This is a genomic window from Streptomyces sp. MST-110588 (assembly GCF_022695595.1).
Taxonomy (GTDB): domain Bacteria; phylum Actinomycetota; class Actinomycetes; order Streptomycetales; family Streptomycetaceae; genus Streptomyces.
This window is the reverse complement of sequence record NZ_CP074380.1, coordinates 32,016-57,091: the sequence shown is the minus strand read 5'-3', so window position 1 is coordinate 57,091 and position 25,076 is coordinate 32,016. Positions and strand designations below refer to the sequence as shown.

At 70.4% G+C, this 25,076-nt stretch carries 21 protein-coding genes and 4 pseudogenes; 15 read left to right on the top strand and 10 right to left on the bottom strand.

Going from position 1 to position 25,076, the window contains the following annotated elements; all coding sequences use genetic code 11:
• The first annotated feature begins 195 nt into the window (after positions 1–195).
• From KGS77_RS00265 to KGS77_RS00255, 3 genes are all read left to right on the top strand, one after another.
• Complete coding sequence (locus KGS77_RS00265) at positions 196–930, top strand: Phenylacetic acid catabolic protein (RefSeq protein ID WP_242577895.1); 735 nt, start codon at positions 196–198, stop codon at positions 928–930.
• Positions 931–955: 25 nt separating this feature from the next.
• Positions 956–1,756: a hypothetical protein gene (locus KGS77_RS00260; protein WP_242577894.1), complete on the top strand. Its 801-nt coding sequence runs from the start codon at positions 956–958 to the stop codon at positions 1,754–1,756.
• Between the two features lie 147 nt (positions 1,757–1,903).
• Positions 1,904–2,989, top strand: a complete 1,086-nt coding sequence (locus KGS77_RS00255) for a Glu/Leu/Phe/Val dehydrogenase dimerization domain-containing protein (RefSeq protein WP_242577892.1) — start codon at positions 1,904–1,906, stop codon at positions 2,987–2,989.
• On the opposite strand, the gene KGS77_RS00250 is transcribed toward KGS77_RS00255, so the two are convergent.
• Positions 2,974–3,420 carry a PaaI family thioesterase gene (locus KGS77_RS00250; RefSeq protein ID WP_242577890.1) on the bottom strand — a complete coding sequence of 149 codons (447 nt, stop codon included), beginning with the start codon at positions 3,418–3,420 and terminating at the stop codon, positions 2,974–2,976. The genes KGS77_RS00255 and KGS77_RS00250 overlap by 16 nt on opposite strands.
• 552 nt (positions 3,421–3,972) lie before the next feature.
• Here KGS77_RS00250 and KGS77_RS00245 point away from each other — a divergent pair.
• Positions 3,973–4,491, top strand: a complete 519-nt coding sequence (locus tag KGS77_RS00245) for a hypothetical protein (protein ID WP_242577888.1) — start codon at positions 3,973–3,975, stop codon at positions 4,489–4,491.
• Positions 4,492–4,553: 62 nt separating this feature from the next.
• On the top strand, positions 4,554–5,363 hold the full coding sequence (locus KGS77_RS00240) for a hypothetical protein (RefSeq protein WP_242577886.1): 810 nt from the start codon (positions 4,554–4,556) through the stop codon (positions 5,361–5,363).
• A gap of 109 nt (positions 5,364–5,472) precedes the next feature.
• Here KGS77_RS00240 and KGS77_RS00235 read toward each other — a convergent pair whose 3' ends face one another.
• The 7 genes and pseudogenes from KGS77_RS00235 to KGS77_RS00205 form a co-directional block, all read right to left on the bottom strand.
• On the bottom strand, positions 5,473–5,757 hold the full coding sequence (locus KGS77_RS00235; protein ID WP_242577884.1) for a hypothetical protein: 285 nt from the start codon (positions 5,755–5,757) through the stop codon (positions 5,473–5,475).
• 123 nt (positions 5,758–5,880) lie between these two features.
• Positions 5,881–6,189 (bottom strand): hypothetical protein, encoded by a 309-nt coding sequence (locus KGS77_RS00230; protein ID WP_242577882.1) that lies wholly within the window; start codon positions 6,187–6,189, stop codon positions 5,881–5,883.
• A gap of 385 nt (positions 6,190–6,574) precedes the next feature.
• Positions 6,575–8,514, bottom strand: a pseudogene (locus tag KGS77_RS00225) (ABC transporter ATP-binding protein).
• Between the two features lie 4 nt (positions 8,515–8,518).
• Entirely contained in the window at positions 8,519–8,935 is a 417-nt protein-coding gene (locus KGS77_RS00220) for a lasso peptide biosynthesis B2 protein (RefSeq protein WP_242577880.1), read from the bottom strand.
• Positions 8,936–8,979: 44 nt separating this feature from the next.
• Complete coding sequence (locus KGS77_RS00215; protein WP_242577872.1) at positions 8,980–9,237, bottom strand: lasso peptide biosynthesis PqqD family chaperone; 258 nt, start codon at positions 9,235–9,237, stop codon at positions 8,980–8,982.
• Between the two features lie 5 nt (positions 9,238–9,242).
• Positions 9,243–11,161: pseudogene (locus tag KGS77_RS00210) on the bottom strand (lasso peptide isopeptide bond-forming cyclase).
• 142 nt (positions 11,162–11,303) lie between these two features.
• Complete coding sequence (locus KGS77_RS00205; protein WP_242577869.1) at positions 11,304–11,411, bottom strand: keywimysin-related RiPP; 108 nt, start codon at positions 11,409–11,411, stop codon at positions 11,304–11,306.
• 564 nt (positions 11,412–11,975) lie between these two features.
• Here KGS77_RS00205 and KGS77_RS00200 point away from each other — a divergent pair.
• The 4 genes and pseudogenes from KGS77_RS00200 to KGS77_RS00185 all read left to right on the top strand — a co-directional run.
• A complete protein-coding gene (locus KGS77_RS00200) occupies positions 11,976–14,135 on the top strand; it encodes an alkyl sulfatase dimerization domain-containing protein (protein ID WP_242577868.1) in 2,160 nt (719 codons plus the stop codon).
• 667 nt (positions 14,136–14,802) lie between these two features.
• Positions 14,803–15,825, top strand: coding sequence for a hypothetical protein (locus KGS77_RS00195; RefSeq protein WP_242577867.1), 1,023 nt, complete (start codon positions 14,803–14,805; stop codon positions 15,823–15,825).
• Positions 15,826–15,940: 115 nt separating this feature from the next.
• Positions 15,941–16,639 (top strand): hypothetical protein, encoded by a 699-nt coding sequence (locus tag KGS77_RS00190; protein WP_242577865.1) that lies wholly within the window; start codon positions 15,941–15,943, stop codon positions 16,637–16,639.
• A 310-nt stretch (positions 16,640–16,949) separates the two neighbouring features.
• Positions 16,950–17,204: pseudogene (locus KGS77_RS00185) on the top strand (ISKra4 family transposase); the annotation flags it as partial.
• Positions 17,205–17,216: 12 nt separating this feature from the next.
• Here the strand turns inward: KGS77_RS00185 and KGS77_RS00180 are convergent.
• Positions 17,217–17,555, bottom strand: coding sequence for a hypothetical protein (locus tag KGS77_RS00180; protein WP_242577863.1), 339 nt, complete (start codon positions 17,553–17,555; stop codon positions 17,217–17,219).
• Between the two features lie 59 nt (positions 17,556–17,614).
• Between KGS77_RS00180 and KGS77_RS00175 the strand changes: the two are divergent.
• From KGS77_RS00175 to KGS77_RS00165, 3 genes and pseudogenes are all read left to right on the top strand, one after another.
• A pseudogene (locus KGS77_RS00175) lies at positions 17,615–17,992 on the top strand (methyltransferase, FxLD system); the annotation flags it as partial.
• 405 nt (positions 17,993–18,397) lie between these two features.
• A complete protein-coding gene (locus KGS77_RS00170; RefSeq protein ID WP_242577854.1) occupies positions 18,398–18,817 on the top strand; it encodes a hypothetical protein in 420 nt (139 codons plus the stop codon).
• On the top strand, positions 18,814–19,683 hold the full coding sequence (locus KGS77_RS00165) for a hypothetical protein (RefSeq protein WP_242577852.1): 870 nt from the start codon (positions 18,814–18,816) through the stop codon (positions 19,681–19,683). Before KGS77_RS00170 ends, KGS77_RS00165 begins: the two co-directional genes overlap by 4 nt.
• 4 nt (positions 19,684–19,687) lie before the next feature.
• Here KGS77_RS00165 and KGS77_RS00160 read toward each other — a convergent pair whose 3' ends face one another.
• Positions 19,688–20,206: an SDR family oxidoreductase gene (locus KGS77_RS00160; protein ID WP_242577844.1), complete on the bottom strand. Its 519-nt coding sequence runs from the start codon at positions 20,204–20,206 to the stop codon at positions 19,688–19,690.
• Positions 20,207–21,030: 824 nt separating this feature from the next.
• Here KGS77_RS00160 and KGS77_RS34490 point away from each other — a divergent pair.
• The 3 genes from KGS77_RS34490 to KGS77_RS00145 all read left to right on the top strand — a co-directional run bounded on the left by KGS77_RS34490 (position 21,031) and on the right by KGS77_RS00145 (position 24,520).
• Positions 21,031–22,053: a hypothetical protein gene (locus KGS77_RS34490; RefSeq protein ID WP_277994162.1), complete on the top strand. Its 1,023-nt coding sequence runs from the start codon at positions 21,031–21,033 to the stop codon at positions 22,051–22,053.
• Positions 22,054–22,148: 95 nt separating this feature from the next.
• On the top strand, positions 22,149–23,672 hold the full coding sequence (locus tag KGS77_RS00150; RefSeq protein ID WP_242577842.1) for an amino acid permease: 1,524 nt from the start codon (positions 22,149–22,151) through the stop codon (positions 23,670–23,672).
• On the top strand, positions 23,672–24,520 hold the full coding sequence (locus tag KGS77_RS00145; RefSeq protein ID WP_242577840.1) for a GNAT family N-acetyltransferase: 849 nt from the start codon (positions 23,672–23,674) through the stop codon (positions 24,518–24,520). Before KGS77_RS00150 ends, KGS77_RS00145 begins: the two co-directional genes overlap by 1 nt.
• The last annotated feature ends 556 nt before the right edge of the window (positions 24,521–25,076 follow it).

The following is a 25,076-nucleotide window of genomic DNA, read 5'->3' as shown; positions in this document are numbered from 1 at the left end:
CACCCACAGGTGATCCTCCTAGGATGGCGTCTGACCGATTCCGATCCACCGATTCCCATCCTCCGATTCCGGTCGACCGATTCTCGTCGAATGATGCGGTCGACCGATCCCGATCGACCGACGCCGATCGCCGACCGACGCCGATCGGCCCCCCTTTCGCCTGAGTGCGGATGCCTGTGTGCGCAGGAGGGCTCCATGGCAGGGACGTTCAGCGACAAAATCGACAGGGACGACCTGGCGAAAATGCCCGACGAATACCGCGACATCCTCGTCCATCAGATGCTCGCGAACGGTGAGGGAGAACTCAGCGCGGGTGACACCTACGTCGACTCCTTCTATCCGCTCGCTCCCGACGCGGACGAGCGCACCAAATGCCTGAAATTCGCGATGGAGGAGATCGACCACTACCGTCGCTTCGCCAAACTCCTCAAACAGCTCGACATCGACATCGGCTACATGGTCGGCCAGCAGAAGAAGGAGCGCAGGTACTTCCCGGCCGAATCCATGACCACCCCCTTCACCACCTGGGAGGAACGCGCCGCCTTCAGCTTCCTGTGCGAGCTGGAAGGCCACTGCCAGATCAACGAGATGGCGCACAGCACGTACGAGCCGCTGGTGCCCGAGGCAGCCGCCATCCTCAAGGAGGAGGCCGGACACTTCGGCCACGGAAAGCTCCTCATGCGCCGCGCCCACGACGACCCCGAGACGCGCGCACGGGCCCAGGAGGCGCTGAACCGCTTCTATCCCATGGCTCTGGACATGTTCGGCCGCTCGGACTCCAAGCGCGCCGCGCGCGCGGTCCACTGGGGACTGCGCCGGCACACCAACGGAGAGCTGCGCGAGCTCTACCAGCAGCAGATACGCGGTCATATCGAGAGCCTCGGATACGACATGCCTCCGGACGACCCGTCGCTACGTCGTTACCACTGACGCATTCTCAGCAGGAGGTACCGCAATGATCTCGGTCGACAGCATGGTCGACTGCGTCAAATCCCATCGTCTCTACGCCCATCCGATGTACGACCACTGGGCCGAGACCACGCCCCCGGTGGAGACCACCGCGGCACTTTTCCACCAGGTCCAGAAATTCTGCGCGTCCACCCGCCCGGGGCTCGCCTTCCCGCCCGCGCTCCGCGAGATGGGCTGGAACCAGCAGGCCGATCTCATCCAGGAGATCGTGGAGAGCGAGTCCGGGCACGGTGCGGAACTCGCCACCATGGCCGGACACATCGTCAACCGTATCGCGGGTGAACCCTATTTCTCGGATGTGTTCGACCGGAACACCGTCGAGCCGGGGCTGAAGGAGCACTCCGACCGGATTCTCGGCGCGCTGCCCGGCTACGATCCGGTAAAGGGCCTCACCGCCCAGGCGGCAGCCGCCATTTCCGTTTTCGAGCGCCGTACCGAGTCGGAGCGCACCACCACGATCCGTAACCTCGGCACCTCTCTCGCACTGGAGATCATCTCCAATCAGTCCATCATCCCCGGGGAGAAGCGCGCTCTGGTCGACAGCGGCCACTACGGCGTCACCATGGAAGAACCCGAAATGCACTACCTCGCCGAGCACTGGGGCGAGTGCGGGGCGGAACAGCTCCACGAGCGCAATGTCATCGAGGCCGTCGGCTCGGTCATCGACCGGCAGACCGCCCCGGAGCTGGAGAAGGGCATGACGGACTTCCTGGAGTCCCTCTCGGCGCTGTGGGACGTCATCGACGCGGCGCTGCTGAAGTCGGGAGTCGACCGCGTGCACGGGTGACACGCGCGTCGGACGTCAGGCGCCGCTCCGTCCGCCGCTCCGGCCGGCCCTGCCGCCGCGGCGGGCGGAGCGGCTCGCGCCGGGCAGCGGCAGCGGCGCACGCGGTCCGGCCCGGACGAGGAGGCCGCAGACCGGTGGGAGGTCCGCATGGGAGTGTTCGACCGTTTCGCAGGACACGAGCAGGTGCTGTTCACCGCGGACCAGGCCAGCGGCCTGCGCTGCGTCATCGCCATCCACTCGACAGCGCTCGGCCCCTCCCTCGGCGGCACGCGCTTCGTACCGTACGCCACCGAGGAGGCCGCCCTCGCCGACGCGCTGCGGCTCTCGCGCGCCATGACCTACAAGGCGGCGTGCGCGGGTCTGGACATCGGCGGCGGCAAAGGCATCGTCATCGGCGACCCCTCCCGTATGAAGACCGAAGCGGTGCTGCGCGGCTACGGCCAGGCCGTCGAGAGCCTCGGAGGCCGCTACATCGCCGCTTGCGACATGGGTACCACCCCCGCGGACCTCGCCGTCGTCGGCCGCGAGACCCGCTGGGCGCGCGGCACCGAGCCCGTCGAGGGCGGCTCGGGCGACTCCGCCCGGCTGACCGCCTACGGCGTGTACCTGGGCATCAAGGCGTCTCTGCGGTGGCAGTTCGGCGACGACCGGCTCGACGGGTGCCGTATCGCCATCGACGGCGTCGGCAAAGTCGGCCTGCGGCTCGCCGGACGGCTGTACGAGCAGGGTGCGCAGTTGTACGTCGCCGACATCGACACCGCCGCGGCCGAGGCAGCCGCCACCGCCTACGGCGCGGTCATCACCCCGCCCGAGAAGCTGTACGGGCTCGAAGCCGACGTTCTGAGCCCCAACTCCGTCGGCGGCGTCCTCAACGAGGCCACCCTCCCCGAGCTGCGCTGCCGCGTCATCGCCGGGGCCGCCAACAACCAGCTCGCCACCGAGGACATCGCCGGACGTCTCGCCGAACGCGGCATCCTGTACGCGCCCGACTTCGTCGTCAACGCGGGCGGCCTCATCCAGGTCGTCGACGAACTCCATGAGGGCGGCCCTGTGGAGGAACGGGCGCGGGCGTGTGCCGAGACCATCCCCGAGCGCCTGACGCAGATCTTCGCACGGGCCGCGGACGACGGCGTCAGCACCGAACGCGCCGCGGTCCTCCTGGCCGAGGAGCGGCTGCGCGCCGTCGGACGGCTGCGCTCCTTCTGGTCACCGTGGCGTCACGGCAGCAGGTAGGTCACCGTATGGTGCGCCACCTGCCGCCCCTCGGCATCGCGGGTGGCCGCCTGGCAGAACACCGAGCGGCGGCCCGCCTTGACCACCCAGCCCTCGCACCACAGGTCGCAGCGCGCAGCGCCCAGGAAGTTCGTCTTCATCTCCAGCGTGACGGCCCGCTCCCACTGCTCGACCTGCGCCATCATCGCGATCCATGTCGCCACATCGCCGAGCATCATGCAGCACGCGCCCTGCATCACCCCGCCGGGCCGCAGGAAATGCTCCCGCCAGGGCAGCAGCAACGTCGCCCGGCCCGGCCGCACCTCGGTGAGGCCCACCCCCCACCAGGCGGCGAACGGCGAGGCGTCCAGAACCTGGCGCGCGGCGTCGAGCGAGAACCACGAGGGAACCGGCGGGCCTTGGGAGTCGTCGCTGCGCACGTCGTCGGGCACCCGTCCATGAGACCGGCCGCGTCCAGGGGTGTCAAGGTGCTCAGCCCCGGCCCGATCACCGCTGCGGGAACAACCACACCCATGCCGGACGCGACACATCCGGCCCGCGTGACCACCACCGTCGTCGTCCTCATCCTTTTCCTCGGCGAGCACGTGGGGCGGCAGCGGCCTGGCCGGAGCCGAGCCGCCCAGGCGCCTGGAAGCCCGACTCGGTGCGGCGCCGGGGGAGCAGGGCCGGCGGGGCGACACTTCGGTCCATGTGAGTCCATGTGGCGTAAAGGCCGGCATCCCGTCCTGTGGGGTGCTGCGATTCGATGCCGGACAGATGTCCACTGTGTCGCTCGATAGCAGCAGGGCCGCATGCCCATGCCACCGCCGGGGATGCTCGCACGGGGGATCTGGCCTGTGCGTGGTCTCCGCACGTAACGCGGAGCAGCGAGAGAAGCCGCCCGCCTCACGCGGCTTCCGAACCCGCGTGAACGCGGCACCGGCCGCCATCCGTACCGGCACAGCCCCTGCCACGCGCCAAAAGACGCACAGGGAGGAGCGGATATGCGTACATGGAGGACGGCGGTCGCCGCCGTATCGATGGCAGCCCTGGCGTTCGTCGGCGGCACCTGCCCCGCCGCGGCGGGGGAAGCGACCGGAGATCCGTCCGCTTCGGCCGCCGTACCGGATGGAGCCGGTGCCCACAGCGGCAGCGTGGACGCCGGCAGGCCCGGTGCGGACGCCGACCCGTCCGCGGTGATCCGATGCGAGGGACAAGTACAGCGCCCGCACAACTCCACCCACGTGCCCGGCACCGTCAACGTCGTCGTGACGGTCATGTGCACGGCACCGGTGCCGGAGATCACCACCCGCGCGGCCCTGTACAGGAACGGCCATCTCGTCAACCAGTCGGAGCTCAGGACGCAGCGGGCCACGCGCAGCGCCCAGAACAACGCGGCCGTGAGGTGCAGCCCCGGCAACTACCGGGGCTGGATGTACTTCAAGGTCGTCTTCCCGCCCGGCTACCGGCCGCCGGTCAGCTCGGGCAACGGCTTCGGCCAAGAGGTCGGCCTCGCCTGCTGACCTCGGCCGCCGGAACGGCGACACCGTGTTGCGCGGGGGCGCCACCGGGGAAGGATCACGGTGTGCGCCCCACCCCTGCCAGGATCCTGCGCCGACGACTGGCACAGCTCGACGCAGCGGCGGACCCGACCACCGGTACGGACGCCGGGTTGCGTCACTTCACCTCTGTCATGACGGGGTGGACCGAGCCCGAAGTGACGGCCCTGGCGGGCGGTCCGGCCATCCTTGCCCCCTCCGAGGTGGAGGAGGCGGACGAGATGGCCGACGGTTGCCTGCTGCTGGGCCGGCTTGCCCGGGACCACCGGTGTCTCGTACGGGGACCGCTCGACCGGATGCGACAGCACTGGATCGGCACCAGCCCGCACGAGCTGGTGCCACACCGGCGGCCCGCCCTGGACCGGGAGCGGTTCACCGCGCCCGGCGCGGATCCAGGTCCCCCCAGTACGAAGCCCTTCCACCAGGGGCTCTATACGTCCACGGCGCGACGTGACGGACCGGGCATGTGGCGGATGTATCTCGAACGGGGAACGAGTCTCCATCCCCGGCCCTGGCAGACCTGGGAGCTGCCGGTCACCGACCCCGCCGCCGACGTCCTCGACATCGGCGGCGCAAGCGACTGGGCGGCCTTCGTCGTACGCTATCCGCTGGTCCGTGGCGATGACGTCTACCCCGACTGGGCACAGGCCGCCCGGGACTTCGCCGGGGTGCACATGACCCTGCGCGCCATCGTCGCGGCCCAGGGCTTCCGCATCCCGGTGGCGGGCGGCCTGGCCGCGGCCCCCTACTGGGACCTCGAATCCGTGCTCTGGCTGCGCTGGTGCTTCTCCACCCCGCGACTGGTGGAGATCACCCCGCCCGAATCCCGGCCGTGACAACAGCCGGTCCGGCCTCGGCCGGCTCACCGGCCGGGATCCACCGCGAGCCGTCAGCGACATCCTGACCAGCGCGACGGCCCACCACGCGAGGCGCTCGGACATGCGGTCATGCGGACATGTCCTGCCCGATCGCCCGCAGGACATCTGCCAGCCACACCAGGTGGTGACCCACGGCACGATCCTGATCGGCGAGCAGGTCCTTCACATGCTGCCAGGATTCAGAAACCTGTCCGATCGTCAGATCGCTCGGCTCCTTGGAAACGTCGTACGACTCATCGGCTGGAACAGACCAGAAATAGTCCCGTTCCAGGACGACGGCATCGCCTGCTGCTGCAACTTCGACGTGCCGCAGCAACAGATCGACCGATCTGCGCAGTTCAGCCAGAGACACGCGCAGAGGCTCACCAGTCACATCGGCAGCCTGCTTATCTGCCCTACCGAATGCGGCTGACTTCTCTGAACTGGGCATAACTCACGATCTTAGCCGGAACCGGCATCGACCGTACTCACGTGCTCAACGCTCCCGAATCCTCCACCACCACCAACAGCCCGCAGTACACTCCGGCTGCCGGCCGGGATCTGGCAGAGTGCGGCGCTCGAACTCGGCATCGATCCGGGTGATCAGTCGGCCGAGGTCGATCCGGGCGCCGCGCGGGAGATGCCGCATGACCTCCTCCAGGTCATCGCGGGCGTCCTCGATCTCCAATCCGGGCTGCCAGACCTCCGGCGCGTTCAAAAACCGCCCTGGCTGCCCGAACGCCCGCTCGAAACGGGACAACGCATCGGCAACAAGATCCGGACGACTCAGCCGCTCGTCCTCCACGCGACGAACGGCCGCCCGGGTCCGGGCGGAGACACCGCGGATTCGGCGCACCATCACATGCTTACGGGGCCGCCATCGCTCAGTACGGACGGCCTTCGGGCGCCTACGCGGCATCGCCCTTTCGGATCAGTATCATGCGGGCATTCTGCCACGAGCCGGACCGGGGATGACGCCGAGTGGCATGGTCGCGTCAGGCTGAGCAGAACCTGCGAGTACGTACGTGCCGTCGACAGGTTCTTCATGAACCGGGCGTCGGCGGCGCCAGACCCGCAACGCATTGAAGCCGACCGGCCACACGCCTGCGCATCCTGGGCACGGTGGGGCAGAGAGGGGACGAGCCCATCCGCCGCGGGACGACACATCAGGTGACTGTACGGCGCGCTGCTCAGGCTCCCGGAATCGGGGCTGAAGGACCGTGGCCCGGGCGGTAGCCGATCAGTTGGGTGCTTGCCAGTTCGGCGTACAGGGAGTCGTGTGCCATCAGTTCGGCGTGGGTTCCCCGTGCCCGTATCCGGCCCGCTTCCATGACCAGGATGCGGTCGGCGGTGGTCACGGTGGACAGGCGGTGGGCGATGACCAGGACGGTGGTGCGGCGTGCGGTGTCGGTGATGGTCTCGCGCAGAGCGGCCTCGTTGGCCGCGTCGAGCTGAGAGGTGGCCTCGTCCAGGAGGAGCAGCCGGGGCCGGCGGAGCAGGGCCCGGGCGATCGCCACGCGCTGCCGTTCGCCGCCGGAGAGCCGGCTGCCGCGGTGGCCGACCTGGGTGTCCAGACCGTACGGCAGGCGGTCCGTCACGGTGTCGAGCCGGGCCAGGCACAGGGCCTGGGCGATCTGCTCGTCGGTGGCGTCGGCCGCGCCCAGCGTCAGGTTGTCGCGCAGGGTTCCGGCGAGGACGGCCGGGTCCTGTTCGACGTAGCCGATGGCGGCACGGAGCTCGGCGAGCGGCCAGCGGCGTACGTCCCTGCCGTCGAGCAGTACGCGGCCGGTGTCCGGCTCGTAGAAACGCTCGATGAGGGCGAAGACGGTGGACTTGCCCGCGCCGGACGGTCCGACGATCGCGGTCGTGCCCCCGGCGGGTACGGCGAAGGAGATGTGGCGGTGGACCGGGGGTGACCTGGCCGGTAGGTGAAGTGCACCCGCTGGAAGGTCACGGTGGCGGGGTGCCGGTGCCGTTCGTGGGAGCCGGGAGGCCCCGGTGGAGCCGCGCCCGCCTCGTCGCTGCGTCCTTCCGCGATCTCCACCTCCTCACCCTGCCCCTCCTCACCCTGCCCCTCCTCGCCCTCCACTTCCTCGGCCTCCAGCGCCTCGGCTTCCCGTATACGCCCGGCCGCGGCTGCCCCGATCTGCAACTGCCCGACGCCTTCCACCAGTTGACCGATCCTGGGGGCCAGTGCGAAGAGGTAGAGGAGGAAGGCGACGAGCGTGGAGACGCCGATGGAACCGGAAGTCACGCGCGCGCCGCCTACTCCGAGTACGACCAGGAAGCAGACCTGGAGGACGACGGCCGACAGGGTCGCGGAGACCGCCTCCCACGCGGCGGCGCGGACACCCGTGCGGCGGGCGTACTCGGCCGCACGGTGCAGCGCCGCGGTCTCCCGCTGTTCGGCGCCCGCCGCCTTGACGGTGCGCAGGGCACCCAGCGTCCGTTCGAGCCCGGCTCCCATACGGCCGACGGCTTCCTGCGTGTGCCGGGTGGCTCGGCCGATGTGCGGGGTCACCACCATGACGACGAGGCCGACGAACGCGATCACGATGAGGGTGACGCCGAGCAGGACGGCGTCCAACAGCCCCATCATCACGACGGTTGCCACAGTGATCACGGTGCCGGTGACCGCGGCCGACAGGGCCTGCGGTGCGGTGCGCCGCAGCAGTGCGGTGTCGGAGGTGACGCGGGCGATCAGGTCGCCCGGCTCGCTGTGTTCGATCACCGGCACGCGCAGGCGTGGAAGGAGGTGGGTCAGCCTGCGCCGGACGGTGCAGACGACGGACTCGGCGGAGCAGTCGAGCACGTAGTGGCCAAGACCCGCGAGCAGTCCGCCGGCCACCACCAGCGTACTGAGGATGACCAGGGGGCCGGTGCTCGGCTGCCCGTGGCCGATGAGGTCCATCACCTGCTTGGCCGCCATCGGCTGGGCCAGCCCCAGGAGACTGCCGAGCAGGCCGAGTGCGACACCGGCGAGCATGCGTACGCGTTGCGGTCGCAAATGGCCGGCCAGGGCCCGCAGGCCGAACCACGCAGGGGCGGGGCCGGCGGGGGAGGCCGGCTGTTCCGGCGGGTGCGCCGGGCCGCCGGCAGGGCGGGTTGCGGTCGGGGGCGCCGAGGTCACGGCCTCACTCCACGGCGAAGAAGCGCTGGAAGTACGAGGCCGGTACGTTCTCACCGACGAGTTCCCCCTCGGCTTCCACCCAGGCGTGTGCGGCGAACGGCGGACGGGCGCGGACCCCTACGCACCAGGCGGGCCACTGCCCGTGGAGGCGGCACAGCAGCACGGTGGCCAGGGACCGGGGCAGGCATCCCTTGCTCCCTCCGGCCGCCAGGCTCACGGCGAGCACCGTCTGCCGGGCGCGGGCGGCCTCGGCGAGCGTGGCGGGCTTCGCCCCGTACCGCAGCAGGCGCAGGACGACGCGGATACGGCCGGGTGGCAGCGTGGCCAGTACGTGGGCGCAGCCCACCGCCATCCGGGCCGTGAGGCGGCGGGCCAAGGGGATGGAGCGGGGGCGGTAGGGGAGTGTTTCCGGTGTCGACATCGCGTACCTCTTCCCGGGGCCGGGGCGCGTGCCCGGTACGGCGGCTACGGTGCGAGCAGGCCCGCGGAGCGCAGGTCGTCGATGATGCGGATGACGTCTTGGGTGGCCAGGTCGGTCTCGACGCCCTCGTAGTCCCGGGTCAGTGCCTCCACGGCCTGGTCGATGCCGCGGCCGTCCAGCAGGGTCTGCAGGACGACCGCTGCCGTGGGGTTGAGGGTCCAGTACTCGGCGCTCTTCTGGTCGAGCAGCGCCATGCCGTACTCGGTCTCGGTCAGCAGCACACCGGGTTTCAGCGCGTACATCGCCGTCACCTCTCCTGTTCGGTCAGGGGCCGGGCGGGTGCCGGTGTCATCTCGCGGGAGCGCAGCCACACCTCACAGGCCACGGTCGCGTGCAGCAGGTGGCTCTCCGTCTCCGCGGACAGCGGGCGGCGGCACCACTCCCGCAGGGCGTCCACGTCGATCAGGCCGAGCCGGCCCAGCCGGGATTCCTCGCACAGCGCCAGCAGCCGGCCGCGGTGACGCCGCAGCCGGTCTCCTCCTCGAAGGTGGCGTTGGCCTTGGTGCCGCGCGTGCGGACGGCTTCGGGCACGATGCCCCGCGTGGCCTCGACGATCAGCGGTTTGTACCGCCAGGGGGTGATCCGGTCCGGTGTCCGCACCGCGAGACACGCTTCGATGACGCGATCGTCGTAGTACGGGGCCGCCACGGTGACCCCCAGAGGAGCAGCCATCTGCCCGATGTGCCGGGTCCACTGGGAGATGCCGTCCATGGCGGCCAGTTCGCGGTGTTCGCCATGGCCCCTGCCCCGCGGCTCGGCGTCCGGCAGGCAGGTGAGCAGCAGCTCGCGCGCCGCAGCGACGGCCTCGGAGGTGGCCCAGGGCGGCATCCGGGGCGGTACGGACCAGTCGAGCAGCGGCTCGTCCGCGGCGGCTGCCGGCCCGGTCAGGTCACGGGCGACGCGGGCGAGCCAGGACCTGTAGGAGCGGCGGTCCAGGAGCTGGCCCAGCACCTTGTGCCGGGGCCACTGGTACTTGGCCGCGTACCCGCGCACGTCCCGCAGAGCGCGCAAGGGGTGAGCGGCTATCAGGGCGTGCAGCCGGGCAGGCGTTCCGGCCAGGAGTTCGTCGCCTCCCAGCCCGGTCAGATGCAGTCCGGACCCCCGGGCCGCTGCCCGCTTAAGGAGGTGCATACGGCGGTTCCGGTCGACCGTGAGCATGCTGGGCGTATCCAGGATGTCCTGGAGCGTATCGATACCGTCAAACGTCAGGGCCGTGTCCTGGGCGGGTACGACGTGGTGCTCGACCGATCCCAGGGCCTGGACGGTCTGCCGCGCCCAGTGCACATCGTCGCCGAGTTCGTCATGGAGGGCGGCGGTGTACGCGACGACCTCCGCCTCCCCGCGTGCCGCGGCGCAGCACACGGCCGTGGAGTCCAGACCGCCCAGGTCCGTCGTCACCAGGTCGCGCCCTCGCGTACGCACATCGACGGCGGCGGTCAGCACCTCGCGCAGGCGCCCGGCCCCCTCCGCCAGCGGGACATCGGGGTCGGGCGGTGACCACCACCGGCTCGGCCGTGCTTGCCCGTCGGCCTCCAGACCCAGGAAGTGGCCGCCGCGCAGGGCGTGGACGCCCCGCCACTGCGGTGATCCCGACAGCGGGTGCGGTACGCCCAAGGTGAGCAGCTCCAGGGCGAGCCGGCGTTCGTCCAGCCCCGCACCGACCAGCTCGGCCAGCACGTCGGCCCGGTCGGACGCGACGCTCACCCGGGCGGACGCGGCCCTCATCCGGGCGGACGCGGCGCTGACCCGGTGGGACGCGGCAGGCGTGGCCTCGGCGTAGAACACCCGCCGCAGGTCGACGACTCCGCCCTGCACCCGGACCCGTCCACCTGAACTCGCCACGAGATGGAAGCTGCCCGCCCACGTGGTGCTGTACCGGTCCAGCGCCGCAAGCGACCCGGTGGTGGCTGCCGCCGCGGCGGCGCGCCGGGCTTCCCGGAGGGTGACGCCATGCTCCCCGATCACGGCGACGCGGGTCGTGCCGTGCACTCCCACGACGGCCGACTCCGCTGTCCACCGGCCCACCAGCCAGGGCCTGCCGGACGCGTGGGGCAGGCTGTGCGACGCGTGGGAAAGCGCCTTCGCCGCGACCGTGGCGACCGCGTCGGTGTCGGGCAGGACGACGAACCAGCCGGGCAGGGCCGACAAGGACAGGGACTCTTCCACGGCTACGGCCTCCGGTCGCTGCGACGTCGGGAGCGGGCGGGGCGCCGGCGGACGGCTCGGCCCACCGCAGACCGGGCCGGCGCGGGGCCGGCCCGGCCCGGGGTACGGTGCGGAACCGCTCAACGGCTCCGCACCGGTCGCGTCACAGGAGCTGCTTGCCGCCGAGAACGTCCTTGGGACCGGTGTTCTTGACGCCCGTCACCTTGCGGAAGCCGCCGACCTTGGTGAGGGTGGGGCGCTCGTACGTCATGGTCGCACTCCTTTTCCCTGGGGGGACAACGCGGATCACGGGACCGGATCGACGACATGCGAAAGCATTTGCGTCTTCGCTCCCGCGAGCGGTTGATGCCGCGCGGTAACCGTAAGAGTGCTCAGAGCATCATCACAATGATTCGTCCCCGGCGACGTGTAGTACGCCGGGGGCGTGTGTTTCTGTCGCGGCGGCGCGGTGTGATGTCACGCGCTCCACAGTGGTGACCCAGACGGGTTTGAGAACACCGATCCAATGCCACGCCGCCGTTCGGTGAGGGCAGAGAGCGGTGATCCGTACGGTCAGGCCGGTGGCGCGCAGTCCGGCGCCTCGCCCGGGCAGTCTTCTTTCCGTGGTAGGCCCGGGAGACCGAGGCGGCCAGGGCAGCGAACGCGGAGCGGAAGAAAGCGTGTTTGAGCTGCTTGCTTCCTCTGCACGACGGCTGTCCGCCGCGGGCGTCCCCGGCCAACGGCTCGATCACACCCTTGCCTGTGATTGCGTGCGCACATAGCGTGCCGCCCGCCGTCGAACGCTGTCGCGCCCTCATGGGGAGGATGTTGCACCATGCCTGAGAGCTCCACGTACCTCCAACCCGTCGAACCTTCGGTCGCGGTCGCCGCGGGGAACCGCAAGGCCGCCGAAGCTGCCAACGCGGCCGATGAGAAGGACGGCAGGGACTTCGCCGACGCCATCAGGTTCCAGATCGCCCCGCCCGACGTCCCCGTCATCATGTCCCGCAAGGACCCGGAGAAGGTGGTCTGGGACTTCACCGCCTACGACTTCCTCAACCCGGAAACACGTATGGAGATGCCGTCGGTCAACGGCAGCCTGCACCGGCAGGGCGAGCTGACCGCCGTCGCCGGGCTGTTCCAGGTCACCTCCTGTTCCCAGTACCGCATCTACCAGGTGCGCGGCTACGACCTGTCCAACATGACGATCATCGAGCACGACTCGGGCCTGTACATCATCGACCCGCTGGCCTCCTACGAGACCGCGCAGGCCGCCTTGAAGCTGTTCCGCGACAAGACGGAACTCACCAAGGAACTGCGGCCGGTCAAGGGGCTGATCTACACCCACTGCCACGTCGACCACTTCGGCGGCGCCCGCGGCATCTTCAGCGAACAGGGGGACCCCCTGGAGCCGGGCGTGCCCGTCGTCGCGCCCGACGGGTTCCTGGAGCACGCGGTCAGCGAGAACATCTACGCCGGACCGGCCATGGCACGGCGCGCGCAGTACATGTATGCGGCACAGATGGACAAGGGCCCCGCAGGGCAGGTCGGTTCGGGGCTGGGCCTGACGATCTCCACGGGCGAGGTGACTCTCGTCCCGCCGACCGTCTACATCGGCGGGCCGGCCCACCAGCCGGTTGCGAAGGGGAACTGGCAGCCCTCGTACGTGATCCCGTGGCGGCCGGGGCTGTACGTGTTCGACGGGTTCGGGTTCCCACTGGTCTTCCAGCTCACACCGGGCACCGAGGCGCCGGCGGAGATGAACATCTACTTCCCGGACGCCAGGACGCTGTGCATCGCGGAGAACGCCACGCACACCATGCACAACATCCTCAGCCTGCGTGGCGCGCAGGTGCGGGACGCGCACGCCTGGTCGAAGTACCTCACCGAGGCGATCCAGAGCTTCGGCAAGGAGACCGACGTCCTGTTCGCCTCCCACCACTGGCCGATGTGGAACGAAGTACGGGACGAGGGAGGGGAGGAGGGGCCGGGCAATGAGCGGATCCTTGAGTTCCTCAACAAGCAGCGCGACATGTACGGCTATCTCAACGACCAGGCGCTGCGGATGATCAACGCCGGTTACACCGGCCCCGAGATCTCCGAACAGCTCCAGACCCTCCCGCCGAGCCTGGCCGATCACTGGTACGACCGGGGTTACTACGGCTCGGTGAGCCACAACTTCAAGGCGGTCTACCAGCGTTACATGGGCTGGTACGACGGCAACCCGGCCCACCTGTGGGAGCTGCCGCCGGTCCAGGCGGGCGCGGCCTACGTGGAGGCGATGGGCGGCGCGGAAGCCGTCGTCGATGCGGCCCAGCGCGCCTATGACCGCGACACCCCGGACGGGTTCCGCTGGGCGGCCGAACTCCTCAACCACGTGATCTTCGCATCCGCCGCCGAGACAGGCAGCCCGCTCGCCGAGCCGCAGGTCACGCGGGCCAGGGAACTCCAGTCCAAGGTCTTCACCCAGCTCGGCTACGGCAGCGAGAACGGCACCTGGCGCAATGCCTACCTCACCGGCGCGCAGGAGGTCCTGGGCGGCCCGCAGCCGCTGATCACCTCTCAGACGTCCGCTGACCTGATCCGCAGCACCACTTTGGAACAGTACTTCTCCGCGCTCGCCCGGAGCGTGGACGGGCCGACGGCCGCCGAGCAGTACCGCGAGCCGATCGCACTCAACTGGGTCTTCACCGACGAGAACGGCGTCGAGACCGGCCAGAAGTGCACCACGACGCTCCGCAACGGTGTGCTGGTCTTCGTCGAAGGCGGTGACCGCTTCGTCCAGGCTCCGGCGGCGACCATCAGGCTGAGCCGCCAGGCGCTCGACGAACTGGCCGAGTCCCCCGGCTTCAAGGACAACTTCAACAACGCGGTGCAGGACAAGAAGATCACCCTGGAGGGCGCCAAGGCCCAGGCGGCGACGGACGCCGTCTTCGGCACCCTGACCCTGCCCGACCCGAAGTTCCCCATCGTCACCCCACGCAAGCACATCTGAACGCACACCGGGCCGGCTCCACCCGGAAGCCGGCCCTCCGCTCGGTTACGCATCGAGCAGATGCCCCTGGCGAGGGCCGCCCGTGCTGGCGGTGGGCGCTGGGAACCTGGCTGTAGGACTGGGTTGAGGAGCTGCTGCGCGGCCGGGTCTGCGGCACGCATTCCGGCGACCCGTAGTTCACCGGTGGTCCGTACGGGCAGGGTGAGCGGGCAGTGAGCAGGTGACGAAGCAACGAGCGGACTCCCCCTGTGTGCTGCCGGGAGACCCTGTCTGGATCCACGACACCCGGTACGTGCAGGACACCCTCGCCTCCCTCGCCGCCACAGCGGCGAATGCCCACGACCACGGAGATCCCGAGAAGTACGTCCCGCCGCACCTTCCGTTCCAGGTCGCAGCCCGGCACCCTCGGTCGGCGCTGTGCTTCGGGCACACCGCGCGCAGCCGGGCCGACCGCGTCGTCGCAGAGTGGACAGCTCGCAATGCCGGACCCGGCGCGCCTCACACGTGTCGTGGACGCAGCGCGGACGGCATCGATTCCGGTACGGGTCATCACCGCGGCCGGTACAGCCCGCGGGTAGCCACGCCGCCAGCGGGCACGGCGGCACGCTGCGCCGGGAAACCACCGCTACGCTGATCAACTCGCCCACCCCGACGCCGGGAGCATCGCATGAGCACGTTTTTGCGCCCGTCCGCTGACCGGGCCGTCATCCGCTGCGACCAGTGCCCGGGCCGGCCCGTCCTGCCCACCCATCGGGAAGAGACCGACACCCGGCGCTGCGTGCGCTGCCAGGGCGAGCACCGCTGGCTGGCTCAGCCCCACCCCGACGACCACCTGTGCTCCGTATGCCGACGCGAGTGCCCCTCCTGCCAGGCTCTGACCTCCAACGGCGAGCGCTGCCGCACCTGCCGGGACCGCTGCCGCACCTGCTCCGGGCCGTTGCCCGAGCGCCCCGAGTACGCGGCCGGCATCACGCGCGTCGAGCCCGAAAAGCGCAAGGACCGCCGCCGCAAGTGGGCGCGCATCTACTTCCCGCGCTCCTGGGACCGGGACCAGTGCGACGCGTGCCAGACCGCGCCGAGCGCGAAGGACCCCTTGCGTGCGGTGCTGGCCGCGCTGCCCGACAAGCTCGTCCTGGCCTGCGGCGGCGGCGTCCCGCCCGCCGTCGTCGACCTCGTCCACGACGAACTGCGGCGGCACACCCCGGCCCGGCTCGCCGCCCGCATCGAGCGCCGCTGGTGGAAGAGCTGGTCAAGCCGCCCCCTTAAGCGCAAGGCCGACGGGCACCGCGACGGCTACGGACCCGACGACGTCGCGGTGTGGCTGCTGGCCCCCACCGCCTGCCACGGCCACTGTGAAGACGGCTGGCTCCCGGCCCCACCGGAGCGACCCGACCGCGACGACGAACCGTGCACCGTCTGCCGCGGCGGACGGCTGCTCGCCCCCCGGCGCGACGAGGCCGAGGAAGACGACGAAGCCGAAGGCCAGCCGGCGTCGGCGCGCTCGCTCGCCGACGCCATCAGCTACCGGCCCCCGATCCCGGAGTGCACCGGCCGCGGAGGAACCTGCGGCCGGCCCGTCACACCCCCGCACACCCAGTGCCCCGAATGCCTCGACTGGCCCTGGTGCATCTGCCGACGCCGCCGCCACAACCCCGAACAGGCCGCCTGCCCCGCCTGCGCCACACGGTGAACGGGCCCAGGGCCACTGCCCCGGGACGACGCGGAGATGGCACAACGGACCAGCCTCGAAAAACGTTCGCTGCACGGTACATTCGCAAGGACGCAGCTCCAGAACCGGAGACGTGATGACCGAAACCGTCGATGACGTACGCGAGGCAGCAGAGACGGTGCCCACCCCGTGGCCCGGTCTGACGCCACTCGCCGATCTCAGCTTCCGCCACAAGGCCGGCATCGTCGCACAGCGCGGTAGCCGGGAAGCCAAGGTCGGCCGGGACATCGCGGTCCATGCCGCGCGAGCTGGCACCCCCGTGGTTCTCTTCACCGGTTACCCGCCTGCCACCCGGCCTGCGTCACTTTTCATCGACATGACTCCCACGCCGACCGCAGCGCATATCAACCTCAGCGCCCAAAGACTCATCGCGGGCCGAAAACCACGCCTCATCGTCATCGAGCGCTTCGAACGGCTGAGTCAGGACACCCCTGAGCCGCAGTGGGACGACGCCCCAGGCGATCCCGTCGAGGACCCGGCAAGCGAGTCGTGGGGAGACCGGCTGATGTGGACGGTCCGCGACATCCGAGTCGAGATCCCCACGCTGTTCACGACTGTCGTCGACCCAGTGCCCGACCTGACCCGGCCGTTGTTCAAATGGCTCGACGTAGATCACCCGGCGATGGTGATGACGGACGTCTGCAAACCGACCCTCGTGGTGGCGCGCACCGGGCCCGAGGCGGTCGAAGGGCGCCTGGAGGTCGATCCGCTCGCTTTTCGGACCGGGTCCGTCTTCACCCTGAAGTGGGCGCCGCTGGCCACACAGACCAGGTAGCTGACGAAGTTTCCGGACAATCGCCTTTGGGCTGAGATGCCACGCTACCGCCGAGCCGACAGTGCCGTGGCCGAATCCGCTCAGAGGCTGGGGACATGGGCGAATGAACGCCGCGCATTTTGCCGCATTGACGCAGAACCTGGCGAGGCGACCCCCCGAAACGGAGCAACCGCCACTTCACCGCAACCATGATGCCGCTCTCAGCGCCAGGGGCCGAGGGCGACCACCCAGTGCCGGCGGCCATCACTTCCGTGAGTCTGCACCGCTCCTGAGAGAAAATCCGCTACACCATGAGTCTCTTCGCGGGTTCCTCCACTACGACCGAGCCCTCCAGGCCGGCTGGCCCATCGCCACCGGGATCCTCGAAGGAGCCGCACGCCACCTCGTCGCCGACCGCCTCGACATCGGCGGAGCTCGCTGGGGCCTTGACGGTGCCGAGGCGGTTTTGGAACTCCGTACCGTCGCCGCCAATGAGGACCGTGACGCCTGCTGGGAGCACTACCGCGCCGCCGAGCATCAGCGTCTCTATCCAGCCGGCCAGCACCGATACGCTCTCACGACCTGACAGTCACTGCCTTCAGAGAGAGCCGTACCCGGAGACGAACCCGTGGGAGAGGTCCAGCTCGAAGGGAGAACCCGGGCGATCCGGGGCCCAGCCTCGCGCGAGCGCGGTGCGAATGTGATCCGTTACGTCGGAGGGAAGAATCGGGGTGCCGGTTCTGCCGATCCAGTTGCTGGAGTGCGGCTGGTCGGTGGTGATCACCAGTGACGTTCCCGGGCGATCGGCGTGTTCGACGGCGTAGGTGCAGGGCGTCCAGCACAGTCCCTGGCTGTAAGTGGGCCTGCGGCGCAGCCGCCACCGGTAGGTCTCCCCGTCCACGACAATGCGGCGCGAGCCCTTACTGACCAGTGCCACAGTCCCTCCTCTGATCTTGCCGCACGGTAACGCGTGCCCGGCCTGCTGCTGAAACAGGTATTCGTCTCGCTTCCCCGTCCCTCACTCAGAAAGAACCGCACCAGCTCGTCGAGCGTGGCGAGATCGTCTCGAAGAACGTCGAGGCGGTGATGCGTAAGGTCGAGCGGCACCGGTTCACTCCCGGGGCCAGCCTGGAGGACGCTTACCGCCCCTGCAACGCCCTGGTCATCAAGCGGAACAAGCGAGGGGTGGCCGCGAGTTCGGTGAGCGCGCCGCAGACCCAGGCGTTCATGCTGGAGCAGGCCCAGATCAGGCCAGGGATGCGGGTGCTGGAGATCGGCTCCGGGGGCCTGAGCGCGGCATATCTGGCGGAGCTGGTCGGCGAGGGCGGCGAGGTCACGACGGTCGATATCGACCCGGAGATCACCGGCCGGGCGGCTCAGGTACCGCGGGTCCTGGAGCCCTGGAGCCCTGAGGCGCCTCAGCGACAGGCTGACGGCGTACCGACGGTGTGGTGTCGAGGGGCATCATGAATCGTCTGAAAGTGACTCCCGACTCGGTTGCACCTGAGGTCACACGGTGAGCATAGTGATCGCGGTACGCAACACGGCGACACGGTAGGGGACTTCGGCGTCTGCTGGTGGCGCCGCCCGCTGCTCTGCCGTCGCGGGCGGATGTGTGTCTCGGACGTGGATGACTCAGCAGAAGCGGCCAGCCGTACGGCACGGAGTGTGATGGGAGCCATGACGGCCAACGGACAGGCTCCTGAGAGTGGCAGGAACGCAGCGTTGGCGGCCACACTGCGGGAAACGGGCTGCAGCTATCAGTCGTTCGCTGCGCGGGTGAATGCCCTTGCACGCCGTCAGGGGCGGGGCACGCGCTATGACAAGGCGTCGGTGTCCCGGTGGATCGGCGGACGGCCCCCTCGTACGGAGACGATATGGCTGGTGGCGGGGGTGCTGACGGAGGCGCTGGGCCGGGTGGTGCAGCCGTGTGACATCGGGTTCGCTGCCCAGCAGGGGCCACCGGTGGTGATCCGTTCCCTGCGGTACGGCGAGGACGTGGGCGAGGTGCTCCAGACGCTGTCCGACCTCACTGCGGACGATGTCGGCTGTCGGGACGTGCTGGGGCTGGTGCCGTTCGTCAGCAGTGCGCTGCTCGCGCCGCAGCGAGGCTGGCTGCTGTGGGCGTGGGAGCAGTCGGAGGCCCCGGCGCCGGCCGCGGTCTCGGCCGGGGCCGGGTGGCGGTGGTGCAGGCGATGATCACCGCCTTCGACCAGGTGGACAACACCTTCGGTGGCCAGGAGGTGCGTTCGAGCATCCTGTTCTACCTGCACCATGAGGTCCTGCCGATGCTGCGCCGGGGGATGAGCGCCGAAGAGCGTGGCCCGCTGTTCACCGCGGCGGCCCGGCTCGGGGCTCTGGCCGGCTGGAGCAGCTACGACAGCGGCGAGTACGGTCTCGCGCAGCGGTACATGATCCAGGCGCTGCGGTTGTGCCAGGAGGGTGGGGATCTGGTGCTGGCCGGCCAGATCCTGGCAGGGCTGTCACATCTGTCCACCAGCCTGGGCCATCCGCAGGACGGGGTGCATCTGGCCCGGGCGGGGCTGCAGACGGCACGGCACGCGGGCAGCCCGCTGGGGCTGATGCGGCTGCACATGATGGTGGCGCGCGGCTGTGCCGCGAGCAGCCGCCCGAAGCAGGCTCTGCGGGCGCTGGAGGATGCGGAGGCCGCCTTGGGACGGAGCCGGGGTGCGGAGCAGGAGTCGCCGTGGGTGCGCTACCTCGACCGCCACTACTGGGAGGCGGAGGCCGCCTTCGTCTTTCGGGATGTGGGCGAGGCCGGGCAGGCCGAGCAGATGGCGGACGCCTCGGTGCGGGCGAACACCGATCGGCGGCGCCGGCAGGCGATCAGCCAGGCGATGCTGGCCACCGCCTGCCTTCAGCAGCAGCGGCTGGACGAGGCGCTGGCCTGTGCGCACGCCGCGCTCAAAGGCCTGGAGTTGGTCCGCAGTCAGCGGTCGGTGCAGGCCCTGCGCGATTTCGGCCAGCGGGTGAGCGTGTTCAACAAAGAGCCGGCGGTGCAGGGCTTCTTGCGGGCGGCGCAGCCGGTGCTGCAGACGGCCTGAGCGGTCAGTAGCCGTCCGGTGTGGGGCGTTTCGTGCCCGGTCGACGGGGATGCGGGCACCGGAGACACCGCTGGACCAAGGCGAGAGCAGGAATACGACGGTGCGGGCGACACGACGGTGCAGGCGTCCTCCTGCGGTGTGACCAGCTACCCGCCCGGGAGCTGTGCGGTGAAGCGGGCGAACGCCTGAGGTTCCTGTTCCTGCAGCCGGGCCCAGCGGCGGCCGGGAATGAGCACCGACCCGGGGAATAGACGTTGACCCGGACGTGGCCGGGGCCGAGGTCGTTGGCGAGGGTTCCGGCCGTGCTGAGCAGCGCGGCTTTGGCTGCACCGTACTTGGCCTGGGGGCTGGGTTTCCACCTGCTGATGAACGAGTTCAGGACGGCCGATTCGCCGCCGGCCGCCCGCAGATGCGGCAGGGCGGCCGGCATCAGCCGTTGCGCGTGGCCGGCGTTGAGCGCGTAGGCGGCGGACCCGTCGGCCGCGGTGGCGGTGGCCAGGTCACGTCCCCGGGCCCGGGACATGGCGGGTACGGCCTGACCGCGCGAGGACGGAACTGGCCGCTTGGCTGCACGTGAACTCCCGGTTCGGAGCAGTGCGCCGACCCCGCGTGGGGCGAGGGAACTGGCGTCCGCCACTTCGACGGCTGCGGATTCACCCGCGGAGGCGGTCGATATCGCCGCCGGCGCCGGCGAGCAGGGTTTGCGTACGGGGTTTTACTGCCAACGCTGCTACAACCGAACAACCCCGCGCGGCTCTGGCCCTGCGCCGCCCGGGGCGCTTAGGTAGCTGTCATGCCCGCGCCCCGGCGGCTTGGGCGCTCGTGGGACAGCCTGCGCAGGGGCTCTGCTTGCGCGTCGGCTCCGCCCGCGTCCCCGCGTCCGGTGTCCCCGCCGAGACCACGCACCCCTTCTGCCCAGAGGACTTCCGCATCCATGGCCGCGTCTGCGCACCACTTGGTGTCGTGTCCCCAGCAACCACCGTCCGGCGGTGCTGCCCGCGGCGGCCCGGGCACGGCCCGCCGCGCCCCTCACCGTGCGATGCCGTACGGCCCGTCACGGAAACGCATCCCAACTCCCGGCAGGCCTGCCGGGCCCGGCGGTCACCGGGTGAAGGCGCGGATACCGCCTGGGCGCGGCTTGCCGGCCGGCCGGATCCCGCTGTGCTGCAGACCGGTGGCTGCCGGCGCGGTCAGCACCGGCCCGGCTTCGGCCGAGCGGCACCATCAGCTCCGCCATGGTGCTGCCGTTCGCGGTGCTGCCTCTTCAGCCGGACATGGCGTCGGCGAGGGCATTGCGCAGGGCCCGCTGCACCCCACCGGCATCCAGGCCGCCTGGGGGGAGCGCTGATGGTCAGCTATCACCCGGCGGGCCGTGACACCGCCCTGTATCCGGCGGTGCAGGAGGTCAAGGCGGGTCACTGGATGGCGATGCGGCAGGTGCTGGCCGAGACGGGAACCTGGCCGCAGTGGACCGCGCGGACCCAGGTGCTGAGCGTCTTCGCCGCGCGGGGCAACACCGTCGAGCTGTGGCTGAAGGAGGAGCCGGAAAGCATCGCCGCGCAGATGATGTACGCCAGGGTCCTCACTGAGCGGGCACTGGAGGCCTATCGCAGCAGGCGGCACGCCAGGGACGCCGGGCGGTCCCGGCACCTGGACGAACTGGCGAGCCGGGCCCGGCAGGCGTGCGACCGGGCCGCCGAGGTGAACCCCGCCGACCCGGTGGCCGTCGTCTGCCGCCTCGCCTTGGCCGAGACGGACCCGGACGGCCGGTTCCCGGAGCACCGTGCGGCTCCGCCGCCGCCGGAGTTTCTCCTGCCCCCCGGGCCGTGGGGGCTCCTGCAAGCAGCACACCAGCGAGACGCATACAACCGCGAGGCATGGCACCGTATGCTCCGCGTGCTCCAGGTCGGCCCGGGAGCGGCACACCTGTCCCGGCAGGGGGTCGCCATGGACTTCGCGCGCTGGTCGGCCTCCAAGGCCCCCCTCGGCTCACCGTTGCTTCTTCTGCCCTTGTACGCCTACATGGAGGGCTACCGGGCGCGGCGGGACCAGGGCAAGGCCACGCTGAGCCCGGAGTGGGCCGATGGGCTGCTCGCGCCGGCCATCACCCGGGCCTTCACCGACTGGTTCAGCCGCTGCACCACGGTCACCAGTTCCCCGACCGATCTGAACTATTTGGCGCACGCGCTGGTGGCGGGCGGGTTCCGGGGCGAGGCGGCGGCCGTCTTCAAGGCCATCGGCGACTTTGCCACCCCGGCCCCCTGGCAGTACGTCGCGCAGCACCCGCACCGGTGGCGAGAGGACTTCGAGACCACCCGCAGTGCCTGCCTGCGGGCACGGAACCGGCCCGCCGGAGGGAAGGGCCCGTGAAGCTCCGCCGGCTCTGCGGGCGAGCTCCGCCACGTCCCCCTGACGCCCCGGCCGATTCGGTCTTGTCCTTCTGCTTCCCTGTGCGGAGATTGACGATGCGTACTTCAGCACATGCACGACGGCAGCGGCCCGAGCCGCTGGACGATGACGAGCGCCTTCTCAAAGAGCTCGGCTACGCCCAGCAACTGCACCGGCGCATGGGGGCGTTCGGCAACTTCGCCGCGTCCCTGTCGGTCATCTCCATCATGTCCGGGACGCTGCTGCTGTTCGGCTTCGGCCTGAACTCCGGCGGCCCCGCCGTGGTGATGTGGGGATGGATCGCCGTCGGGCCGCTGGTGCTGTGCCTGGCGGCGGCGCTGGCCGAGATCACCTCCCGTTACCCCACCAGCGGCGGGCTGTACTTCATGGCCCGCCAGCTCGGCGGTGAGCGCTGGAGCTGGTACACCGGCTGGCTCAACCTCCTGGGCCTGCTGGCCGGGATCGCGGCCCAGGACTACGGCATCGCTACGTTCACCGCCGCCTGGGCGAACCTGCAGTGGGGGATCACCTTGTCCCCCGGGGCCCTGCTGGCGCTGTACGCGGTCATCCTCGTACTGCACGCGGTCCTGAACCTCTTCGGCGCCCGGCTGATGAACGTCCTGACGTCTCTGAGCGCCTGGTGGCACCTGGCCGGAGCCGTCGTCATCATCGGCGCCCTGACGCTGGTCCCCTCCCGCCATCAGCCGGCCGGTTTCGTCTTCAGCGAGTTCACCAACAGCACCGGCTGGAGTGCCCCCGTCTACGTGATCCTGCTGGGGATGCTGCTGCCCTGCTTCGCCCTGGCCGGCTACGACACCTCCGCCCACCTGAGCGAGGAGACCACCCGCGCCTCCGTCACCGCGGCCCGCGGCATCGTCCGCTCGGTGGCGGTGTCCTGGATCGCCGGCGGCGTCCTGCTGGCAGCCCTGCTCTTCGCCGTCCAGGACTACGCCGCGACCCTGGCCGGCCCCACCGGCGTGCCGGTCGCACAGATCTTCCTGGACGCGCTGGGCGTGGCCGCCGCCAAGGCCCTGCTGCTGATGATCATCGTGGCGCAGTTCCTGTGCGGCTACACCGTCACCGCCGCCGCCAGCCGCATGATCTACGCGTTCTCCCGGGACGGCGCCCTGCCGGGCTGGACCCGCTGGCAGAAGGTCAGCCGCCGCACCGCCATCCCCGCCAACGCCGTCTGGCTCGCCGTCGTCGTCGCCTTCGTTCTCGCCCTGCCGTCCCTGTACTCCGCCGGCGCCTTCTCCGCGGTCACGGCCATCTCCGTCGTCGGGTTCACCCCCGCCTACGCCATCCCGGTGCTGCTGCGGCTGCGGCACCGCGACAAGTGGGCGCCCGGGCCCTGGAACCTGGGTCGCTTCAGCCGCCCGATCGGCTGGATCGCGGTGCTGTGGGCGGCCACGGCGACCGTGCTGTTCATGCTGCCGCAGACCAGCCCGGTCACCGCCATCACGTTCAACTACACCCCCCTCGCCACACTGGCGGCGCTCATCCTGGCTGCCCTGTGGTGGCGCTTCGGGCGCCGCTCCTATCTCCAGCGGCGCTCCCGCACGGCCCAGTCCCACGACGACGACTTCGAAGGCATCGTCTGATGAAACCCACACCACACGGCACGTACAGGACTCCCGCCGCCCCGCCGGTGCCGGGCCCGGAGAGCATCGAGTCGGTGCAGCAGCTCACCGTCGCCTGGCGGGCCCTGGTGCTCGCCCGCGACGCGGGGGCGGACGTACGCGACCTTCCGGGCATCGCCATCCGCTGGGCCGACAGCCGTCTCTCCTTCCTCAACTGCGCCGCCCTGACCGGCGCGGGCGGCCAGGCGGAGCTCCTCGGACAGCGCCTGGGCCAGGCAGCCGACATCATGCGCTCGAAGAAGCAGCCGGGCTTCCTGTGGCTCTTCGAGGACCTGCTCGACGCCGGGGCCCGCTCCGCGCTGGCCACGGCGGCCGAGCAGGCAGGGCTCCAGTACGCCTTTGCGGGTACGGGCATGGCCGGCGACCTGCTCCCCCTCCCCGAGCCGGCCCACCCCGACCTCACCTTCGTACGCGTGAGCACCGACGAACACCTGCAGGCCTACGCGGACCTCAACTCGCGGGCCTACGGCCTCCCGTTGGAGGACGGCCGTGACGGCCTGGTCGGCCTCCCGTTCTGGAAGGACGAAATGTACGCCTATCTGGCCATGCGAGGCGACGTACCGGTCGCATGCGCGGCCACCACCCAAGCCGCGGGGCGTCTGTTCGTCGCGTTCGTGGCCACGGACCCACGGTGGCAGCGCCGGGGGTACGGCGAGGCGGTCACCCGCAAGGCCCTGTACGAGGGCCACCTGGCCACCGGGCTGACCCGCGCCACGCTGCACGCGACCGAAGCCGGGGCCCCCGTGTATCCGCGGATCGGCTTTCAGCCGAACTCGCAGATCCGTTTCTACACCCTGCGGAAAGGCTGACCCGGCGAGCAGCTATGCCATGCCGCGCAGCTCCGCCGAGGGCGCGGCTGCCGTCGTGGCAAAGGCACCGAGATGTGGCGGTCCCAGCCGGCCTGAGCCACACCCGCGCCCCGGCACAGGCCCCTGCGCCCCGCTCCGGCCTCCACACACCAGCGCCGGCGCTGCCTCTGGGCCTCGGCCCCCACACCCCGGCGACCGAGGGAGATCATGCCGCAGCATCACCTCCACTGTTCCCGCGCGTACGCCCGCCTTGCCTCCGGCACCCGCACGCGGCGTGCTCGCCGACCGGACCCACAGAGACCGGACCGCCTCCGGCACCACCACGGTACCCCTGTACCTGTACCTGTACCTGGACCGGGGCCCTTGTCGGACGGGCCCGGCTCGTTTCGAATGACTGGCTGATCTGGCATTTCACGCGGGCGGGCTGGTCAAGGGTGCTGATCGCTCCTGCTTTCTCGGTGCGGGAGTGGGGTGATGGTGTCCTTGCTTGCGGAGTTGGAGCGTCGGGAGGCGACGGTCCGTGAGCGTGTTGCCCAACTTCGAGCACAGGCAGCCG

Excerpts from the sequence above, each read along its gene's own strand:
- KGS77_RS00145 (WP_242577840.1), top strand. The coding sequence starts at position 23,672 with ATGAAACCCACACCACACGGCACGTACAGGACTCCCGCCGCCCCGCCG.
- KGS77_RS00215 (WP_242577872.1), bottom strand. The coding sequence starts at position 9,237 with ATGTACGCGCTGAAACCCGGTGTGCTGCTGACCGAGACCGAGTACGGC.
- KGS77_RS34490 (WP_277994162.1), top strand. The coding sequence starts at position 21,031 with ATGGTCAGCTATCACCCGGCGGGCCGTGACACCGCCCTGTATCCGGCG.
- KGS77_RS00150 (WP_242577842.1), top strand. The coding sequence starts at position 22,149 with ATGCGTACTTCAGCACATGCACGACGGCAGCGGCCCGAGCCGCTGGAC.
- KGS77_RS00165 (WP_242577852.1), top strand. The coding sequence starts at position 18,814 with ATGATCACCGCCTTCGACCAGGTGGACAACACCTTCGGTGGCCAGGAG.
- KGS77_RS00220 (WP_242577880.1), bottom strand. The coding sequence starts at position 8,935 with ATGTCGACACCGGAAACACTCCCCTACCGCCCCCGCTCCATCCCCTTG.
- KGS77_RS00195 (WP_242577867.1), top strand. The coding sequence starts at position 14,803 with ATGAGCACGTTTTTGCGCCCGTCCGCTGACCGGGCCGTCATCCGCTGC.
- KGS77_RS00200 (WP_242577868.1), top strand. The coding sequence starts at position 11,976 with ATGCCTGAGAGCTCCACGTACCTCCAACCCGTCGAACCTTCGGTCGCG.
- KGS77_RS00205 (WP_242577869.1), bottom strand. The coding sequence starts at position 11,411 with ATGACGTACGAGCGCCCCACCCTCACCAAGGTCGGCGGCTTCCGCAAG.
- KGS77_RS00190 (WP_242577865.1), top strand. The coding sequence starts at position 15,941 with ATGACCGAAACCGTCGATGACGTACGCGAGGCAGCAGAGACGGTGCCC.
- KGS77_RS00265 (WP_242577895.1), top strand. The coding sequence starts at position 196 with ATGGCAGGGACGTTCAGCGACAAAATCGACAGGGACGACCTGGCGAAA.
- KGS77_RS00260 (WP_242577894.1), top strand. The coding sequence starts at position 956 with ATGATCTCGGTCGACAGCATGGTCGACTGCGTCAAATCCCATCGTCTC.
- KGS77_RS00160 (WP_242577844.1), bottom strand. The coding sequence starts at position 20,206 with ATGTCCCGGGCCCGGGGACGTGACCTGGCCACCGCCACCGCGGCCGAC.
- KGS77_RS00255 (WP_242577892.1), top strand. The coding sequence starts at position 1,904 with ATGGGAGTGTTCGACCGTTTCGCAGGACACGAGCAGGTGCTGTTCACC.
- KGS77_RS00245 (WP_242577888.1), top strand. The coding sequence starts at position 3,973 with ATGCGTACATGGAGGACGGCGGTCGCCGCCGTATCGATGGCAGCCCTG.